Consider the following 17,129-nt stretch of genomic DNA (forward strand, 5'->3'; position numbering starts at 1 on the left):
GGCCTGGCGCGAGCACAAACTCAAGAACGTCGACGACGAAATACCGCGCGACAAGCAGACCGTGCTGACGGGCCTTTCAGCCTCGGGCAAATCCAGCCTCGCGTTCGACACCATCTATGCCGAGGGCCAGCGCCGTTATGTCGAGTCGCTGTCGGCCTATGCGCGCCAGTTCCTCGAACTGATGCAGAAGCCCGATGTCGATCACATCGAAGGCCTGTCGCCGGCCATCTCCATCGAGCAGAAAACCACCTCGAAGAACCCGCGTTCCACCGTCGGCACCGTCACCGAGATCTACGACTATCTGCGCCTGTTGTTCGCGCGCGTCGGCATTCCCTATTCGCCCGCGACCGGCCTGCCGATCGAGAGCCAGACCGTGAGCCAGATGGCCGACCGCATCCTGGCGCTGCCCGCCGGCACGCGGCTCTATCTCAACGCCCCGATCGTGCGCGGCCGCAAGGGCGAGTACCGCAAGGAATTTGCCGAGCTGCAGAAGAAGGGTTTCCAGCGCGTCAAGGTCGATGGCAAGTACTACGACCTCGGCGCCGTGCCCGCGCTCGACAAGAAACTGAAGCACGACGTCGAAGTGGTAGTCGACCGCATCGCGGTGAAGCCCGACATGGGCAACCGTTTGCCCGACTCCATCGAGACCGCGCTGAACCTCGCCGACGGCCTGTTGGTGGTGGAATTCGCCGACGAGAAGGAAAACGGCAAGCCGCGCCAGATGCTGCTGTCGTCGAAATTCGCCTGCCCGGTGTCCGGCTTCACCATTCCCGAGATCGAGCCGCGGCTGTTCTCGTTCAACAATCCGCACGGCGCCTGCCCGGCTTGCGACGGCCTCGGCACGCAGATGTATTTCGATCCGGCGCTGATCGTTCCCGACGAGAGCTTGACCTTGCGCACCGGGGCGCTGTCGCCGTGGCACAAATCCTCCTCGCCGTTCTATTTGCAGACGCTGGAAGCGCTGGCGAAACACTACAAATTCTCGCTGACGGTGCCGTGGGAAGACCTGCCGAAGAAGGTCAAGGATGTCATCCTTTACGGCTCCGGCGATGACGAGGTGAAATTCATCTACGACGACGGCATGCGCCGCTACGAGACCAAGAAAACCTTCGAAGGCGTCATCCCCAACATGGAGCGGCGCTACAAGGAAACCGACAGCTCGTGGATTCGCGAGGACATGGAGCGCTATCAGGATTCCAGCCCGTGCGAAGTCTGCAAGGGCTATCGCTTGAAGCCGGAAGCGCTGGCGGTGAAGATCGGCGGCCTGCATATCGGCGAGGTGTGCGAGAAGGCGATCCGCTACGCCGATGCCTGGTTCCGCGATGTCGACAAAGACCTGACGCCGCAAAGCCAGGAAATCGCCGCCCGCATCTTGAAGGAAATCCGCGAGCGGCTGAAGTTCCTCGTCAATGTCGGCCTTGAATACCTGACCCTGGCGCGCGCCTCGGGCACGCTGTCGGGCGGCGAAAGTCAGCGCATTCGTCTCGCCTCGCAGATCGGCTCCGGTCTCACCGGCGTGCTTTACGTGCTCGATGAGCCCAGCATCGGCCTGCATCAGCGCGACAACGTCAAGCTGCTGGAAGCGCTGCAGGGCTTGCGCGATCTCGGCAACACCGTCGTGGTGGTGGAACACGACGAAGAGGCGATCCGCACCGCCGATCATGTGGTGGACATGGGTCCCGGCGCCGGCATTCACGGCGGCCACATCATCGCCGAGGGCACGCCCGAAGACATCATGCGCAATCCCAACAGCCTGACCGGCAAATATCTCGTCGGTCTGGAGCAGATCGCGCTGCCCAAGAAGCGCCGCCCCGCCGCGCATAACCGCTGGCTGAAGGTGATCGGCGCCCGCGGCAACAATCTGAAGAACGTCACCGCCGAGATTCCGCTCGGCACGCTCACCTGCATCACCGGCGTGTCCGGCGGCGGCAAATCGACGCTGACCATCGAGACGCTGTACAAAGCGGCGGCGCGCAAACTGATGCAGGCGCGCGAACATCCCGCCGCCCACGATCGCATCGAGGGCCTGGAATTCCTCGACAAGGTGATCGACATCGACCAGAGCCCGATCGGGCGCACGCCGCGCTCCAATCCGGCCACCTATACCGGCGCCTTCACGCCGATCCGCGATTGGTATGCCGAACTGCCGGAATCCAAGGCGCGCGGTTATCAGCCGGGACGCTTCTCGTTCAACGTCAAGGGCGGGCGCTGCGAGGCGTGCCAGGGCGACGGCGTCATCAAGATCGAGATGCACTTTTTGCCCGACGTCTACGTGCAGTGCGATGTCTGCAAGGGCAAGCGCTACAATCGCGAAACGCTGGAAGTGAAATTCCGCGACAACTCCATCGCCGACGTGCTCGACATGACGGTGGAAGCCGGCGCCGAGCTGTTCAAGGCGGTGCCGTCCATTCGCGAAAAGCTCGATACCCTGACCCGCGTCGGCCTCGGCTATGTCAGCATCGGCCAGCAGGCGACCACGCTCAGCGGCGGCGAAGCCCAGCGCGTCAAGCTGTCGAAAGAACTGTCGCGCCGCGCCACCGGCCGCACGCTCTACATCCTCGACGAACCCACCACCGGCCTTCACTTCCACGACGTGAAGAAGCTGCTCGAGGTGCTGCACGAGCTGGTCGACAACGGCAACACCGTCGTCGTCATCGAGCATAATCTCGAGGTGGTGAAGACCGCCGACTGGCTCGTCGACCTCGGCCCCGAAGGCGGCGACGCCGGCGGCGAAATCGTCGCCCAAGGCACCCCCGAAGAGGTGGCAAAGGTCGCCCGCAGCTACACCGGCCGCTACCTCAAGCCTCTCCTGAAAGGTATCGCGCCAGGAAGGATCGCGGCCAGCGCGAAGAAGGTGAAGGCAGCAGAGTAAATCGATGAGCCAAACGCTGACATTGATACAAGCATTGGCTCGCAAAGGAAAAATTGTGGTGTCGGCGCACGGCTATGACGAACTGGCCGCCGATGGTATATTCTTTTCGGAGGTACTTGACGGCCTGACCTCTGCGATCCTGGTGGAGGATTATCCGGAGGCGGCCAAGGGACCGAGTGTATTGGTGCTTCAAACCAGCGATGGCGGCGAGCCCATCCACGTCGTTTGGGGTATTCCGAAGGGAAAGCAGGAACCTGGCGTTTTGATCACTGCCTATCGTCCGGACCCGGAACGTTGGTCGACAGATTTCAGAAAGCGGAAGACGTCATGACACGCAAATCCGTCAAGCTGGTGCGAGAAGGCAGATACGCCGCCGAAGTTCCGGTGGAACTGATCGCCGATGAAGGCGATTGGGCGCCTTACATCAGCGTCGATGATGCCAAAAAGCTCGACGCCGTCCGCCATGCTTTGCGCGTAGGCGACGTGGCAGCCGCAAGCGAACTCGGCCGCGTCTTTGAGCTGCAGCCGGTGACGGTGTAAAACCTTTCAGCGCTCGCCTGCCTCCTGACCGCTCACCCGCCTCCCCATGCTGTCATCCCCGGCGAGCCCGCGCCGCACAATCTCGAAGAATAATCGCCGCTGTTTAGGCGCGGGCGAGGGAAGGGGACCCAGGTGGCCGCGCCCGCACGCCCTCGAAAATAAAGCACGACACATCTCTCTCATCGTACAGGTCGGAAAACCTGGGTTCCGTTCCCCTCCTCGCCTTTGCTGTGCTTCGGCACGTCGGCCTGGAATGACAAGATGGTGCGAAGCGCAAAAAATAATTCACGCGGAGAACGCGGAGGCAGCGGCCCTGGCCCCCGAACCGCGCCCAATTTTTGGCACGTCGTCTCCGCGTCTCCGCGTGAATCCCATTTGGCACCCCAACGCGCCGACACAGCTCTTCGCGTTGGGCACGATGGCGCGATCCGGGATCTACTTGGAAATCTGACTTGCGTGAAAATGAGTCCCGGGTCTGCACGCCGCTTAGAGCAACGAACATTCAGACGAGATCACGTCGTTCATCTTTCCTCCCCCGCGCCGACAGATCCTTTCACGCCGCACCGTCATGATTTGAGCATCGCGGGGGAGGAAAGAATGATCTCGCTTGAACGTCCGATGCTCTAGCTGCGTCTGCTATGCCGGCACCTCACCCCTTCGCCAGTTCCTCGCAGCGGACGATGCCGCGTTCGAGCGCGGTGGCGATGTCGTCGCCGGCTTTCAAGCCGTTGATCACGGCCTCGGTGATGCCGCCGGGGGTGGCGGCGTGGGTGAGATAGGTGTCGAGTTCGGCGCGGCTGACGCCTTGCGGGCACACCGCCAGCGCCCATTCAACGATGTCGGCATACCCGGCGAGATCATGGCGGCGGCCGGCGGCGTAAAGAGCGGCGCGATCGATCGGGCGGTCGTTGCCAATGCACCACGCCGCCGCCATCGGCAGGCAAGTCGCCAGCGCGGTGTACGCCGCCGTGCTTTGCTCCGACGGCAACAGCGTCACCCGCAATCCCAGCGCCTTGAGCAATTCTGCCACCGCTTCGTGGCGCGGATACAGCGCCGCGATGCCGTTCTGTTTCGCCAGCGTTTCGGGATCGCTGATCATCGCCCGCAGGCGTGCCGGCGCTGCCGCCGGAAGGCGCGCCAGATCGATGCCGGCGAGAAACGACACCACCAGCGCGTCAGGCCGCATCGCCAATCCCGCGATGGCGTCGACGCTTTGCGGCCGCACCGTGTAGAAAACGAGTTTCGCCGTCGCCGCGAGTTCGGCCGGCGTCACCGCCTCAAGCCCCACCGCCGCCAACGCTGCCGCGCCGCGCGCCGATCCGGAATGGCAGACGAGCAGCTGCTGGCGCGGCCAGCCCGCCCGCAGCAAGCCCGACGCAATCGCGCGCCCCAAATGCCCGGCCCCGAACACGCCAAGCGGCGCACCGAATTCCACCGCCGCCGTCAATCCCATGACCCATCCCTCGCATTGTGTGGCGGTGTTAGCGCACATCAAAGGCCAAGTGAAGATGACTCACGCGGAGACGCGGAGAACGCGGAGGCATTTTCTTTGGCCCGTGCACTGCACGCGACATCCGGCACACTCGCTCCGCGTCTCCGCGTGAAATTACTTTTTTTGTTGTCACTCCGGACGCGCCGACGATTTCTGGCCCCGCAGGCGAACAGATGTCCGCGCGCGCACGTCGACCGTGGGGGCAGAAAGCACCTCCCAGAGTTTACCAATTCCGTTCATCTACATGAACCAAACCTGCACCCGCCTCGCAGGCGCGCAGCGATTGTCGCACCGGCTTGAATTGTTGGCATCGCATACCCAGGTCTATGGGCTAGGCCAGCCGGCTTTTCAGCCACAGCAGCGCGATCAGTGTTTTGCCGTCGACGATCTCGCCGCGGTCGATCATCGCGAAGGCCTCGGCATAAGGCACTTCCAGGACTTCGATGTCCTCGCCCTCTTCCGCCAGGCCGCCGCCGGTCGCGACCGGTTCAGCGCTGGTGGTTTCGCCGTAGAACAGCGCGATGCGTTCGGAACAGATGCCGGGCGTCGTATAAAAGGTGGTGATGGGGATCAGCGCGCCGACCTCATAGCCCGCTTCTTCCACGGCTTCGCGCCGGATGGCCTCTTCCGCGGTTTCGCCTTTGTCGATCAGGCCGGCGACGACTTCTGTCAGCCAGCCACCGTCATGCGCGAGCGAAGAATAACGGAACTGGCGCACCAGGATGACTGAGCCGCGTTCCTTGTTGTCGAGCAGCAGTGCCGCCGCCAGTTCGCGCTTGAGATTGAAGCGGTTCACCGGCGGGCTCATCGCACCGGTCTGAAGTTCGAACGACACCGAAACGTCTTCGACATGGAAAAAGCCGTCGAGCACGACGCGGCGATTGAGAATGGAGGCTTTGCGTTTCATGACAAATGACACCTCTTGAACGCTTACGGCCGCCAGCCGTCCAGCACCAATTCCGGCGTGAACGGCCGCGCCTGTTCGGCGGTGAAAATGCGGCGACGAGCCGATGCAACGCCGGCACCGGGACCGGTCGAGGCGAATTCGTAGAACCGCGCCTCTTCCGGCTGCATCTGGGTCTTGCGGCCGTCTTTGGCGGTGTAGCCCATCGGGTACCAGCCCTCGGGCACGATGTGGTCGTCCATCCAGCACTGGATGAAAGCGGCCGCACCGACCGCATCGGGATCGCCATAGCGTCCGTCGGCAAAGGTACCGGTTCGCCGCCAGGGACGGCCCAGCGCAACGGTGTGCGGCGCGACGCCATCGGCCTTGGTCAAGCGACAGGCAGCAAACAGAAAGCCATAGGGCTGCGTGCGTTTGGTATCGGGCGCCACCACATAGCCGTTGAAATCCTGCCCCGGCCGCAGGCGCGAAACGAGGGTGCAGCGATCGAACACCGCGCGCCCCGCCCCGAAGATGAAATCGACCGAGCCTTCCACTGTGCAGGCGCGGAAAAGGCTGCGGCCCGCATCGACGAACAGGGTGTCCTGATGGCCGGTGAGATGGACATTGTCAAACAGCGCGCGGTCGGCGCCGCCTTCCACCGCCAGCGCCACGGCCTGCGAGCCCGAAGGACCGGTCTTGTCGTCCGGCACCGGCTTGGGCAGATGGGCGACGTAATCGAAATCGTTGGCGAACGTGATCTGCCGCGCGGTGAAATCGGGCGCTCGCACCGTCACCGTCGGCGTCCCGAAGGTGCCGACCGCTTTGCCGTCCGGTCCTGTGTCGCCGGCCGAAGCGTTGAAAACGATGCGGGCGCGCCCCTCGCCGATCAGCTCGACATTGGGCTTGGTCACGCTGACGCGCTCGCGCCAATCGCCCGCCGTGACCAGGATGCGGAAGCGCCGATCGCCCGGCGCCGCCGCCACCGCCGCGCCGACCGAGGTGTAAGGCCCGGTCTTCGCCACCACCGCATCATAGCCGCCGAGCGCCCGCGCCGGCGCGGTCAAGCCGACGGCGGCCAGACCGGTCACGACGGCGCGCCGGCTCGGCATCAGAGCCCGGCCGGAAGGGGCGCGAATTCGCTCGCCGCCAGGGCGCGCGGCGTGAAGCGGGCATTGAGGACGGCGCCATGGAACGGCGTCGCCTTGTTGATGCGCATGCCGATACCGGTGCGCCCGGCCTTTTGCGGGGTATACGCCAGTTCCGCTTCCGCCTGCAGCACGCCATCGACATAGGCGCGATAGATCTTGCCGTCGAAGGTCTGCTGCACCGCGTACCAGCGCCCGATCGGGAAGGTTTTTTCCGGCACCACCAGCGCCGTGTTGTAGCCGGGGCCGGTGGTGAAGGCGTCGAGATACCAGGCGTTTTCGACGACGCGGATTTCGAACAGGGTGCGCGGCGACTGGGCATCGCCGTTGACCGGATCGGCCTCGGCGAGGTGCAGCCAGCGCTGCTCGAAGGCGCCGCCATCGGGACGGAACACCGCTTCCACCGTGAAGGTGCTGGCGCCGGCCAGCGGATGGTTGGCAACATAAACGATATCGCTGGCGCCGTCGAACAGCACCGCCTTGCCGGCCGGCGTGTCGATCAGCTTGGGAGCGCCCTCGATCGTGGTCGGAAAGCCGCCGATGCCGGAAAGCCGGTCGAAAGTCCAGAGAGTGCTCATGGGGAATATCCCGAAGGTTGTGCCGATTCGCGGCGGAGGATATCGCTAATTGAGGCCTTGCGGCATGGGCAGGAAGTCCTGCGGCTGCAGCGCTTTCGGCGTGAAGCGGGCCTGGTAGACCGCCCCCCTGAAATAGTCGACGCGATTGATGCGGGTGCCGAACACGGCATGGCCGTCGCCCTGCGGCGTGAACGCCAGTGCCGCTTCGCCCTGCAGTTCGCCGTCGACATAGGAGCGGAAGATCTTGCCGTCATAGGTCATCGCCACCCGATACCAGCGCCCCAACGGGTGCAGCTTGTCGGTCACCATCAGCGGCAGATGGTAATTGGTGCCGTGGGTGAAAGAATCGAGATACCACTGGTCGCCGACGACGCGAATTTCGAACAGGAAGCGCGCGCCCGTGTCCTGTCCGGTCTTGGGATCGGTCTCGGCAAGGTGCATCCAGCGCTGTTCGAACGGCCCGCCTTCGGGGCGGAACACCGCCTCGACCGTGAACGTCGTAGCCCCCGCCAGCGGATGCTTGTCGATGAAGAGTGCATCCTTGACGCCGTCGAAGCGTACCGCCGGACCGGCGCCGGTGGTGATGATCTGGGGAGCACCTTCGGCATGGGCCGACGCGCCGCCGATGTGATCCAGGCGATCAAGGCGCCACAGCGCGCCTTCGGGCGCACTGCTACAGCCGGCAAGGAAAAGCGCGGCGATCAGAAGAAACAAACGCATGCGATTGATCTGGCCTCAGACGTTGTAAAAGTCGCGATACCAGGCGACGAACTTGGGCACGCCGACCGAGATCGGCGTCGTCGGCGCGAAGCCGAGGTCGCGCTTGGTATCCTCGATCTCGGCATAGGTCGAAACCACGTCGCCCGGCTGCATCGGCTCGAAACGCATCTTCGCCTTCACCCCGAGGGCGCTTTCCAGCGCTGCGATGAAGTCGGTCAGCTTTTCGGAATTGTTGTTGCCGATGTTGTAGACCTTGTGCGGCGGCTTCAGCGCCGGCGGCGCTTCCATCGCGGCCTGGATGCCGGCGACGATGTCGTCGATGTAGGTGAAGTCGCGCCACATTTCGCCGTTGTTGAACACCGGGATTTCCTCGCCGGCCAGCATGGCGCGGGTGAACAGGAACGGCGCCATGTCGGGGCGTCCCCACGGCCCGTAGACGGTGAAGAACCGCAGCCCGACCTGCGGGATGCCGTAAAGATGCGCGTAGGTGTGCGAGATCAGCTCGTCGGCGCGCTTGGTGGCGGCATAGAGCGATTGCGGCGTGTCGACCGCATCGCCGACCGCAAACGGCAGCTTGGTGTTGCCGCCATAAACCGACGACGACGACGCATAAACGACGTTCTTGAGGTTTTTCAGCTTGCGCGCCAGTTCAAGCACGACCGTATGCCCCATCACATTGGCGGTGATGTAGGCATACGGATTGATCAGCGAGTAGCGCACGCCCGGCTGGGCACCGAGATGGATGATGTGCGAGAAATCCTCGCCCGCCAGCGCCAGTGTCGTTTCGCGGTCGGAAAAGTCGATATTCAGGTAGCGAAATCCGGCCTGGTCGCACAGCCGTGCCAGACGCGCCTTTTTCAATTGCACGTCGTAATAGTCGTTGAGGTTGTCGATGCCGGTGACGGCAACGCCGCGTGCCAGCAACGCCTGACTGACATGGGAGCCTATGAAGCCGGCGGCGCCGGTGACGAGCACGCTCATGGCTGCTCCACGTAGATGTTCGAAGCGCTCTTAACCCAAATTCGTCTCGTTGACTACGGGCGCTTCCTGGGTCAACGCCTTGTAGGCAAAAGCGGGCGCGGAGAACACCAGCCCGTAGAGGAAGGGCGCCAGGACGCACTCGACGCCTTCGAGCATCGGCAAATGCTCCGCCGTCTGGCGCAGGATTTGGGCGTTATGGCGCAACTGCGCCGCCTGATCCGCCATCAACTCGAGGTGGGGATTGAAGCTGTCGAGCCCGACGATCAGGCCATGCAGCACGTATACCGCGAGCGTCACCGGAACGCCCGTCGCCACGCTGACGCCGATCATGCGCCAGACGTTGCCTTTGACCAGTGTCCAGCTGCGCTCCAGGCCAATGCCGCCGTCCATCACCGTCGCCGGCAGCACCAGCGAACCGAGCCGGACGAAGAGATAGATCAGGATCGGGCACGCCAGAAGTCCAACCAACACCCCGAAACCCAACGCCTGTTGGCCGGGCGCCATGCCCGGCGTCGCCATCCCCAGCACGCTCGACAGCACCATTCCGACGATCATGCAGATCACGGCGGCAAGGCCCATCAGCGCCGCCAGCGCCAGCGTCCCGCCGATGAAGCGGAATTCGGTGCCGCCGAGCGAGAACCGCAGCCACAACGGCCGCTTCACCGGCTTGAGAATTTCGCGGCAGATGGCGACCCCGATCATGGCCTGAAGGGCCAACTCGACGAACTGAAAGCCGAGTTGCCCCACCAGCATCGGCCCCAGGCGCGACGCATCGCCGGTATCGAGGGCAGTCGCCTGGGCAGTGTAGAAGGCCCCGTTAATGAAATAATCGGCCACCGTCAGGACGATGATGGGAAGCCCGATCAGGCCGATCACGTTTTCCAGGCCCACAAACGTGAACCGGTACGCCGACGCGATGGTCTGACCCACGGGTATCTTCTTCATACACAGTCCTCTCCGGCAACGCTGCCGGGGGTTATAGGCAGTTGCCGCCGCCAATCAACTAGGCGGTGACTTCCCGGTACGCCTTGCCGACGGCGCCCAGATAGGTGCCGGTGATCACCAGCGAACTGATGAGTTGAAAGACGAGCATGACCGGGAAGATCGGCAGCATTGCCTTCAACATCGCCATCGATTCCGCCGGTGAAGGATGGCTGCCGAGAGCCGTCATGTGCGAAAACATGATCGGCATGGTGACGAAATTGCTGATCGTGCCGACGACGAACGAGATCGGGAATACCACCGCCAGGAAGACGATGATCGCCATCCCGACGTTGCCGCAGCCCAGCGCCCAGGAGCGGCCGAGCCCGATCCGGTTTTCCACCACGATCACGGCCGGCAGGAAGAACAACAGGCGGACCGAGAGATAGACGACCGCCACGATCAGCCCGATCGCCTGCAGGACGTCGAACAGGATCACCACGCCGAGCGGCACATGCGGGATTGCCGAAACGGCGAAGTGCAGCGCGATTCCGACGGCGATGCTGACCACCGCCAGCGCCATCATGACAATGGCGGTCACGATTTCGCCGCCGACCATGCGCCACACCGGGCTGCCGAGCGAAAAATAGAACAGCGTCGTGCCGCTCCGGTTGCCGACGGCGCGTTCGAGGATGCCGACCTTGATCATGGCGCCGATCACCAATCCGGCGACGGCGATGATCGGCATGGCGAAGAAAAGCCTCGTCATACGGGCAACGACAAAGCTGTCGATGTCGGCCGGCCGCACGAAATGGCCAGTCAGCCAGTCGAGCGGCACCAGGGTCAGCACGAAGGCGGCCATGATGGCCAGGAAAACGACCGAGGGGAACCAGACGATTCCGATGATCGAAACGATGTTGCGAAAGAAAAACATGTAGGCGCCGTCGATCGTCGCCCCAAGCGGTATCTTCTTCATGGCCAGTTCCCCCGTAATGCCCAGTCCGGCGAGCCTACCCCCTCCGCCCCGGCGCGACAAATCCGTCGCCAGCACGATGACTTGAGCGGCCGCCGCGATTAGACTCGCTCCAATTCCTGGAGGTTTCATGACGTTCGAAGACCGCTGGTGCGACGGGCTCGGCTTGGCCGCTTTGGTCGCCGCCGGCGAAGTGAGCCCGGCAGAACTGCTCGAAGCCGCGATTGCCCGCGCCGAGCGGCTCAATCCGTCGCTCAATGCCCTCATCTACAAGGACTACGAGCGGGCGCGGGCGACGGCCGAGCAGCCATTGTCGGGCCCGTTTGGCGGCGTTCCGTTCCTGCTTAAGGATATTTCCCTGCAGGCGATCGGCACGCCGACGCGCCAGGGCTCGCGCTTCTGGCCGCCGTTTCCCGCCGATCACGACACCCATTTGATGACCCGCTTCCGCCGCGCCGGGTTGGTCGCGTTCGGCAAGACCAATGTGCCGGAATTCGGTTTGGTGCCGACCACCGAAGGCAAATTGTACGGCGCCGCCCGCAATCCGTGGGATTTGTCGCGCTCGCCGGGAGGCTCTTCGGGCGGTGCGGCGGCGGCGGTTGCGGCCGGCATCGTGCCGCTCGCCCATGCCAATGACGGCGGCGGTTCGATCCGCATTCCGGCCTCGGCGTGCGGACTGGTCGGGTTGAAGCCGACGCGCGGACGGGTGTCGGCCGGCCCCGATCTGCCTGACAGCGTCGACGGCTTGGCGCTCGAACTGGTGGTTTCGCGCAGCGTGCGCGATACGGCAGCGGCGCTCGACGTGGCGGCCGGCAACGAGCCCGGCGATCCCTACAGCGCACCACCGGCACCGCAATCGTTCCGGCTCGTTGCGCAAACTGCGCCGCGCCCGTTGCGCATCGCCTTCACCACCACGCGCCTCGACGGCACCAAGCTTCATCCCGATTGCGTCGCCGCGGTCGAACATGCCGCCGGTTTGTGCCGGTCGCTCGGCCATGCGCTGGAAGAAGCTTCGCCCGATGTGGAGGTGGGCCTGTTCGAGCCCGCCTTTACCGATTTGTGGTGCAGCCATCTGGCGTCGGCGATCGATTTCCTCGCCCGCGTCACCAGCCAAACGCCCGGCCCCGACAAGCTCGAAGGCTTGACGCTTGCCTATTACGAGCGCGGCAAGACGGTGAGCGCCAGCCGCTACATTCAGTCGAAAATGATCCTTGGGCAGATCACCCGCGGGATCGCGCGCTTTCATCAGCATTACGACCTCTGGCTGACGCCCACCTTGGGTGAGCCGCCGTGGCCGCTCGGGCGCTTCAACCCCGACCGCCGCGATCTTGCCGCCGTGATGGCCGAGTTCGCCGCCTACGTGCCGTTCACGCCGATCCAGAACGTCACCGGCCAGCCGGCGATCAATCTCCCGCTATACTGGAATACGAACGGCCTGCCGATCGGCGTCCAGTTCGTCGGCGCTTTCGGCGATGAGGCGACTTTGCTACAGCTCGCGACCGCTCTGGAGCGCACCGCTCCGTGGGCCGAACGATACAAGGAAATTGTCCTCTGACATGAGCAACACCATCCACATCATCGGCGGCGGCCTCGCGGGCAGCGAAGCGGCGTGGCAGGCGGCGAGCACCGGCGCCCGCGTCATCCTGCACGAAATGCGCCCGAGCCGTACCACCGACGCCCACGGAACCGACGGCCTTGCCGAACTGGTGTGCTCCAATTCGCTGCGCTCCGACGATGCCGAGAACAATGCGGTCGGCCTGTTGCATGAGGAAATGCGCCGTGCCGGCTCGCTGATCCTGCGCGCGGCGGACGAGCATCGCCTGCCGGCGGGCGGCGCTCTTGCCGTCGACCGGCACGGCTTTTCCGAGGCTGTCACGCGGGCGCTGAGCGAGCATCCCGCCATCGAGATCGTGCGCGAGGAAATCGCCGAGCCGCCGGCGGAATGGGACAATGTCGTGGTGGCGACGGGGCCGCTGACCTCACCGGCATTGGCCGATTTCGTCCGCACGCTGACCGATGCGGAGTCGCTGTCATTCTTCGACGCCATCGCGCCGATTGTTCATCGCGACACCATCAACATGGACGTCGCCTGGATGCAGTCGCGCTACGACAAGGGCGACGGCAAGGATTATGTCAACTGTCCGCTCGACGGCGACCAGTATGCTGCCTTCATCGCTGCGCTGCTTACCGGCGAGAAGACCGAATTCAAGGAGTGGGAAAAGTCGACGCCCTATTTCGAGGGCTGTTTGCCGATCGAAGTCATGGCGAGCCGCGGTGTCGATACCTTGCGCTATGGACCGATGAAGCCGGTCGGTTTGCGCGATCCGCGCTTCGAAAGGCGCCCCTATGCCGTGGTACAGCTGCGCCAGGACAATGCGCTCGGCACCCTGTGGAACATGGTCGGATTCCAGACCAAGCTGAAGCATGCCGAACAGACGCGCATCTTCCGCATGATCCCGGGGCTCGAAAACGCTCAGTTCGCACGGCTCGGCGGCCTGCACCGCAACACCTTCCTCAATTCGCCGCGGCTGCTCGATCCCGAACTGCGGCTGAAGGCGCGGCCGTCGTTGCGCTTTGCCGGCCAGGTCACCGGCGTGGAAGGCTATGTCGAAAGCGCCGCCATCGGACTCCTCGCCGGGCGTTTCGCGGCCGGGAAAAATGCGCCGCCGCCGCCCACCACCGCCCTCGGCGCCCTGCTGGCGCACATCACGGTCGGCGCCGAAGCCGAAACCTTCCAGCCGATGAACATCAATTTCGGCCTCTTCCCCGAGCTGCCGCCGGGCCCGCGCGGCAAGGATCGCAAGCGCGCCATGAGCGCCCGCGCCCTGACCGATCTGGCCGGGTGGCTGGGATAGCAAAAAACCGCCTTGCGGCGGTCTCGGTACAATTCAGCGGATATAGAAGAAATGGGGAAACCTCCCGCAGTCTTCAAGGGGAGTTTTTCGGCTGCGACACATTGAACAAAACAAGTGCGATTCAATCACTTGCCGTTTTGGGGCCATGAGACCGCGGCGCGTTCGCACGGTTTCGCCGCAAAATCTTTCTTTCCTCCCCCGCGGTGAACAGGCGTCTGAAATGAGTTTGTTGGCGCGGGGGAGGAAAGAAGGGCAGCCCTAAAGGCGACCCGTTACCGCAACGCGCAGATACGCGATCTGCTTGCGCCACTGCGCCGGCTCGCCGCGAAGATAGAGCGGCACCAGCGCAGCCGGCAGGACCGCGGGCAAGACGGCGCGCGGATAGCGGAGCGAGCGCGCTTGGGCGTAATGCGTCCCGACCACCTCGCCGTCGCCACGCCCGGCAAGGCCATAGGCAATGGCGGCATCGCGCACGTCGGCGTCGCCGCCCAGAACGCGCTGCCATAGCCGCATCAGCGAGCCAACGGTGGCATCTGCAAAATCCTCGCCGGAACCATCGACGGATCGCGCTTCGATGATTGCTTCGAACAACGCGTCCGGCAGATCGAACCGCTTCAACGTTTCCGCCAGTGCCTGCGCCACGGCGTGATCGCGAGGGCTTCCGGCACGCGCCCGCTCGATCGTCTCGCGCCACCATTCAAGGCGGATCGCCTTCAGCATCGGCTCGCGCGGCTGCGACGCGGCGTGGGCGAGTTCGTAATAGAGCGCCGTCAACGCGAACAGATGCGGGCGCTTGTCTTCGGGTGCGAACAGGGCAGCAAAAAAGCGGTCCGGATCATGAGTCCGAACCGCTTTCTCGCATTCCTCAAAGGCGCCAATCAAATGATCAGCTTCTTCGGCTTACGGACATTCAGCCACGCGATGATGATCAGGCGGGTCACCATCACCGAGGTGAAGAACGAGGTGATGATGCCGACGCCGAGGGTCACCGCGAAGCCGCGCACCGGGCCGGAACCGAGTTCGAACAGGATCAACGCCGCGATCAAGTGGGTCATGTTGGCGTCGACGATGGTGGCGATGGCGCGCCGCTCGCCGGTATCGATGGCGCCGAGCATGCTTCGCCCGTTGCGCGCCTCTTCCCGCATGCGCTCGAAGATCAAGACGTTGGCATCGACCGCCATGCCGAGCGTCAGCACAATGCCGGCGATGCCGGGCAGCGTCAGCGTGGCGCCGAACAGCGTCATCGCCGCCATCAACAGGATCAGGTTGACGCCCATGGCGACGTCGGCGAACACGCCGAACAGGCCGTAGCGCAGCACCATGAACAGCGCGACCATGGCGAGGCCGGCGAGCGTGGCGATCTTGCCTTTCTCGATCGAGTCCTTGCCGAGTTCGGGACCCACGGTGCGCTGATCGATCGGGTTGAGCGGGGCCGGCAGGGCGCCCGCGCGCAGCAGCACGGCGAGGTCATTGGCGCTCTGCACCGTGTAATTGCCTTCGATCTGACCGGAGCCGGCCAGGATCGGTTCGCGGATATTCGGCGCGGTAAGAACCTTCTTGTCGAGCACGATGGCGAACGGCTTGCCGACATTCTCCTTGGTGATTTCGGCGAATTCCTTGGCGCCGACGCTGTCGAAGCGGAACGTCACCACGACCTGCCCGGTCTGCTGGTTGTTCGACCAGCCGGCGTCCTTGAGGCGGTCGCCCGCGATCAGCACGCGCTTTTCAACCAGGATCGGCAGCTGCGGCTGGCCGCCTTTTTCGGTCGCCATCGGCAGCAATTCGGAATTCGGCGGAATGCGGTGCTGGGTGATGGCCGCCATGGTGTCGTTGGTGGTGTCCACCATCTGGAACGTCATCTTGGCGGTGGTCTTGAGGATCTCGATCAGGTGCTTGGGATCGGCCAGACCCGGAACCTGCACGACGATGCGGTCCTCGCCCTGCTGCTCGATCGAGGGTTCCTTGGTGCCAAGTTCGTCGACGCGCTTGCGCACGACTTCGATCGAGCGGCCGACCACGTCCTTCTTGAGCTGTTTCTTGTAGGCGTCGCTCATCCGCATGACGATGGTGTTGTCGCCCGGCTGGGTGAGATCATATTGCTTGGTGCCGATCAGCGCGGCGCCCGACACGGCCGGATTGAGCTCCTTGATGGCGCCGAGCGCATCCTGGAATTCGCCGCCGTTGAGGATGTGCACTTCGATGGCACCCTCGGGCCGCTTGAATTCATAGGCGATGTGCTGCTTGCGCAAAGCGCGGCGGATGTCGCCGACCGTGGAGTCGAGCTGGTCTTTCATGACCTGGTCGAGCTGCACTTCGAGCAGCACGTAGGAACCACCCTGCAAATCGAGGCCGAGACTGACCGTGTTCTTCGGCATCCAGCTCGGCAGGCTGTTGCGCACGTTTTCCGGCAGCGCGTTGGGCAGCGCAATGGCAATCCCGAAAATCAGGATGAGCCCAACGACGATCCGGACCCAGTTAGAGACCTGCAGCATGATATGGTCCTGAACTTACTTGTCGGCCTTGGCTTCGACCGGCTGATTCTTGGCGCGCACTTCACCGACCGCGGCGCGCAGCACCTTCACGGTCACGCCGTCGGCGATTTCCACGGCGATTTCGGTATCTTCCTTGGCCGGAGCCTTGGTGATCTTGCCGATGATGCCGGAATTCAACACCACGGTGTCACCGCGCCGGATACCGTCCACCGCCGCACGAAGCTTCTTCTGCTGCTGCGCTTGCGGCCGCCAAACCAGGAAGTAAAAGATCGCGGCGAGGGCGATCAGCATCGGGAAGGGCGATCCGAGGAGTTCTTGCATCGAATAAGGTTCCGTTGACAGCGCGGCCGGGACTATAGCGGTGTGTCCCACCTTTGCAACTCTGTAAAATCAAAGGATTAGCGACCAAATTGCCGGCTCAGACCGCCGATCTCACCCTTGGAAATGGGGATTACCAGTGACGAAATCCAACAATTCGCGGCGGCGACCGAACGCCGCGCCCAAAACGCCCACGGCCGACGCTTTCGTGTGGGAGGCCGGCCCGGGTAAGTTGCATCCCGTTCGCAAAGTCGCCCGCCTGCCGCTCGGCCTGCTGCAAGGCGTCGAGGCCGCCCGCGACACCCTGATGGAGAACACGCGGCGCTTTGCCGACGGCCTGCCGGCCAACAACGCCC

At 63.9% G+C, this 17,129-nt stretch carries 17 protein-coding genes; 6 read left to right on the forward strand and 11 right to left on the reverse strand.

All coding sequences use genetic code 11. The features are described 5' to 3' along the window. From uvrA to AC1P6P_RS05830, 3 genes are all read left to right on the forward strand, one after another. A partial coding sequence (uvrA, locus tag AC1P6P_RS05820) for an excinuclease ABC subunit UvrA (protein WP_481401493.1) occupies positions 1 to 2,872 on the forward strand: 2,872 nt, incomplete at its 5' end. A gap of 4 nt (positions 2,873 to 2,876) precedes the next feature. Continuing rightward, entirely contained in the window at positions 2,877 to 3,203 is a 327-nt protein-coding gene (locus AC1P6P_RS05825; RefSeq protein WP_481401494.1) for a DUF4258 domain-containing protein, read from the forward strand. Continuing rightward, positions 3,200 to 3,412, forward strand: coding sequence for a hypothetical protein (locus AC1P6P_RS05830; protein ID WP_481401495.1), 213 nt, complete (start codon positions 3,200 to 3,202; stop codon positions 3,410 to 3,412). The genes AC1P6P_RS05825 and AC1P6P_RS05830 overlap by 4 nt, the downstream gene beginning before the upstream one ends. A 649-nt stretch (positions 3,413 to 4,061) precedes the next feature. On the opposite strand, the gene AC1P6P_RS05835 is transcribed toward AC1P6P_RS05830, so the two are convergent. The 8 genes from AC1P6P_RS05835 to AC1P6P_RS05870 form a co-directional block, all read right to left on the reverse strand. After that, positions 4,062 to 4,865: an NAD(P)-binding domain-containing protein gene (locus tag AC1P6P_RS05835; protein WP_481401496.1), complete on the reverse strand. Its 804-nt coding sequence runs from the start codon at positions 4,863 to 4,865 to the stop codon at positions 4,062 to 4,064. A gap of 370 nt (positions 4,866 to 5,235) precedes the next feature. Next, complete coding sequence (locus tag AC1P6P_RS05840) at positions 5,236 to 5,811, reverse strand: NUDIX domain-containing protein (RefSeq protein WP_481401497.1); 576 nt, start codon at positions 5,809 to 5,811, stop codon at positions 5,236 to 5,238. A gap of 23 nt (positions 5,812 to 5,834) precedes the next feature. Continuing rightward, positions 5,835 to 6,899: a pectinesterase family protein gene (locus AC1P6P_RS05845; protein WP_481401498.1), complete on the reverse strand. Its 1,065-nt coding sequence runs from the start codon at positions 6,897 to 6,899 to the stop codon at positions 5,835 to 5,837. Then, positions 6,899 to 7,513, reverse strand: a complete 615-nt coding sequence (locus tag AC1P6P_RS05850) for a LamG-like jellyroll fold domain-containing protein (protein ID WP_481401499.1) — start codon at positions 7,511 to 7,513, stop codon at positions 6,899 to 6,901. The genes AC1P6P_RS05845 and AC1P6P_RS05850 overlap by 1 nt, the downstream gene beginning before the upstream one ends. Positions 7,514 to 7,558: 45 nt before the next feature. Then, positions 7,559 to 8,233 carry a LamG domain-containing protein gene (locus AC1P6P_RS05855; protein WP_481401500.1) on the reverse strand — a complete coding sequence of 225 codons (675 nt, stop codon included), beginning with the start codon at positions 8,231 to 8,233 and terminating at the stop codon, positions 7,559 to 7,561. Between the two features lie 15 nt (positions 8,234 to 8,248). After that, entirely contained in the window at positions 8,249 to 9,214 is a 966-nt protein-coding gene (locus AC1P6P_RS05860; RefSeq protein WP_481401501.1) for an NAD-dependent epimerase/dehydratase family protein, read from the reverse strand. A gap of 30 nt (positions 9,215 to 9,244) precedes the next feature. After that, on the reverse strand, positions 9,245 to 10,159 hold the full coding sequence (locus tag AC1P6P_RS05865; RefSeq protein ID WP_481401502.1) for a hypothetical protein: 915 nt from the start codon (positions 10,157 to 10,159) through the stop codon (positions 9,245 to 9,247). 58 nt (positions 10,160 to 10,217) lie between these two features. Continuing rightward, positions 10,218 to 11,111, reverse strand: a complete 894-nt coding sequence (locus AC1P6P_RS05870) for a hypothetical protein (RefSeq protein WP_481401503.1) — start codon at positions 11,109 to 11,111, stop codon at positions 10,218 to 10,220. 127 nt (positions 11,112 to 11,238) lie between these two features. On the opposite strand from AC1P6P_RS05870, the gene AC1P6P_RS05875 reads away from it, so the two are divergent. Together AC1P6P_RS05875 and trmFO are read left to right on the forward strand one after the other, a co-directional pair. Beyond that, entirely contained in the window at positions 11,239 to 12,663 is a 1,425-nt protein-coding gene (locus AC1P6P_RS05875) for an amidase (protein ID WP_481401504.1), read from the forward strand. Position 12,664: 1 nt separating this feature from the next. Further along, positions 12,665 to 13,963 (forward strand): methylenetetrahydrofolate--tRNA-(uracil(54)-C(5))-methyltransferase (FADH(2)-oxidizing) TrmFO, encoded by a 1,299-nt coding sequence (gene trmFO / locus AC1P6P_RS05880; RefSeq protein WP_481401505.1) that lies wholly within the window; start codon positions 12,665 to 12,667, stop codon positions 13,961 to 13,963. Between the two features lie 258 nt (positions 13,964 to 14,221). Here trmFO and AC1P6P_RS05885 read toward each other — a convergent pair whose 3' ends face one another. From AC1P6P_RS05885 to yajC, 3 genes are read right to left on the reverse strand one after another with little or no spacing between them, the layout of a single operon-like run. Beyond that, a complete protein-coding gene (locus AC1P6P_RS05885; protein WP_481401506.1) occupies positions 14,222 to 14,845 on the reverse strand; it encodes a phytoene/squalene synthase family protein in 624 nt (207 codons plus the stop codon). Beyond that, positions 14,842 to 16,455 (reverse strand): protein translocase subunit SecD, encoded by a 1,614-nt coding sequence (gene secD / locus AC1P6P_RS05890; protein WP_481401507.1) that lies wholly within the window; start codon positions 16,453 to 16,455, stop codon positions 14,842 to 14,844. The genes AC1P6P_RS05885 and secD overlap by 4 nt, the downstream gene beginning before the upstream one ends. 15 nt (positions 16,456 to 16,470) lie before the next feature. Beyond that, positions 16,471 to 16,776 (reverse strand): preprotein translocase subunit YajC, encoded by a 306-nt coding sequence (gene yajC / locus AC1P6P_RS05895; RefSeq protein ID WP_481401508.1) that lies wholly within the window; start codon positions 16,774 to 16,776, stop codon positions 16,471 to 16,473. Between the two features lie 136 nt (positions 16,777 to 16,912). On the opposite strand from yajC, the gene AC1P6P_RS05900 reads away from it, so the two are divergent. Further along, positions 16,913 to 17,129: DUF815 domain-containing protein (locus AC1P6P_RS05900; protein WP_481401509.1), on the forward strand; the 217-nt coding region annotated here is incomplete at its 3' end.

The sequence above is a fragment of the Rhizomicrobium sp. genome (assembly GCF_056722145.1).

What these genes read in the sequence shown, in the direction of transcription:
- AC1P6P_RS05825 (WP_481401494.1), top strand. Translation starts at nt 2,877, where the DNA reads ATGAGCCAAACGCTGACATTGATACAAGCATTGGCTCGCAAAGGAAAA.
- AC1P6P_RS05830 (WP_481401495.1), top strand. Translation starts at nt 3,200, where the DNA reads ATGACACGCAAATCCGTCAAGCTGGTGCGAGAAGGCAGATACGCCGCC.
- AC1P6P_RS05835 (WP_481401496.1), bottom strand. Translation starts at nt 4,865, where the DNA reads ATGGGATTGACGGCGGCGGTGGAATTCGGTGCGCCGCTTGGCGTGTTC.
- AC1P6P_RS05840 (WP_481401497.1), bottom strand. Translation starts at nt 5,811, where the DNA reads ATGAAACGCAAAGCCTCCATTCTCAATCGCCGCGTCGTGCTCGACGGC.
- AC1P6P_RS05845 (WP_481401498.1), bottom strand. Translation starts at nt 6,899, where the DNA reads ATGCCGAGCCGGCGCGCCGTCGTGACCGGTCTGGCCGCCGTCGGCTTG.
- AC1P6P_RS05850 (WP_481401499.1), bottom strand. Translation starts at nt 7,513, where the DNA reads ATGAGCACTCTCTGGACTTTCGACCGGCTTTCCGGCATCGGCGGCTTT.
- AC1P6P_RS05855 (WP_481401500.1), bottom strand. Translation starts at nt 8,233, where the DNA reads ATGCGTTTGTTTCTTCTGATCGCCGCGCTTTTCCTTGCCGGCTGTAGC.
- AC1P6P_RS05860 (WP_481401501.1), bottom strand. Translation starts at nt 9,214, where the DNA reads ATGAGCGTGCTCGTCACCGGCGCCGCCGGCTTCATAGGCTCCCATGTC.
- AC1P6P_RS05865 (WP_481401502.1), bottom strand. Translation starts at nt 10,159, where the DNA reads ATGAAGAAGATACCCGTGGGTCAGACCATCGCGTCGGCGTACCGGTTC.
- AC1P6P_RS05870 (WP_481401503.1), bottom strand. Translation starts at nt 11,111, where the DNA reads ATGAAGAAGATACCGCTTGGGGCGACGATCGACGGCGCCTACATGTTT.
- AC1P6P_RS05875 (WP_481401504.1), top strand. Translation starts at nt 11,239, where the DNA reads ATGACGTTCGAAGACCGCTGGTGCGACGGGCTCGGCTTGGCCGCTTTG.
- trmFO (WP_481401505.1), top strand. Translation starts at nt 12,665, where the DNA reads ATGAGCAACACCATCCACATCATCGGCGGCGGCCTCGCGGGCAGCGAA.
- secD (WP_481401507.1), bottom strand. Translation starts at nt 16,455, where the DNA reads ATGCTGCAGGTCTCTAACTGGGTCCGGATCGTCGTTGGGCTCATCCTG.
- yajC (WP_481401508.1), bottom strand. Translation starts at nt 16,776, where the DNA reads ATGCAAGAACTCCTCGGATCGCCCTTCCCGATGCTGATCGCCCTCGCC.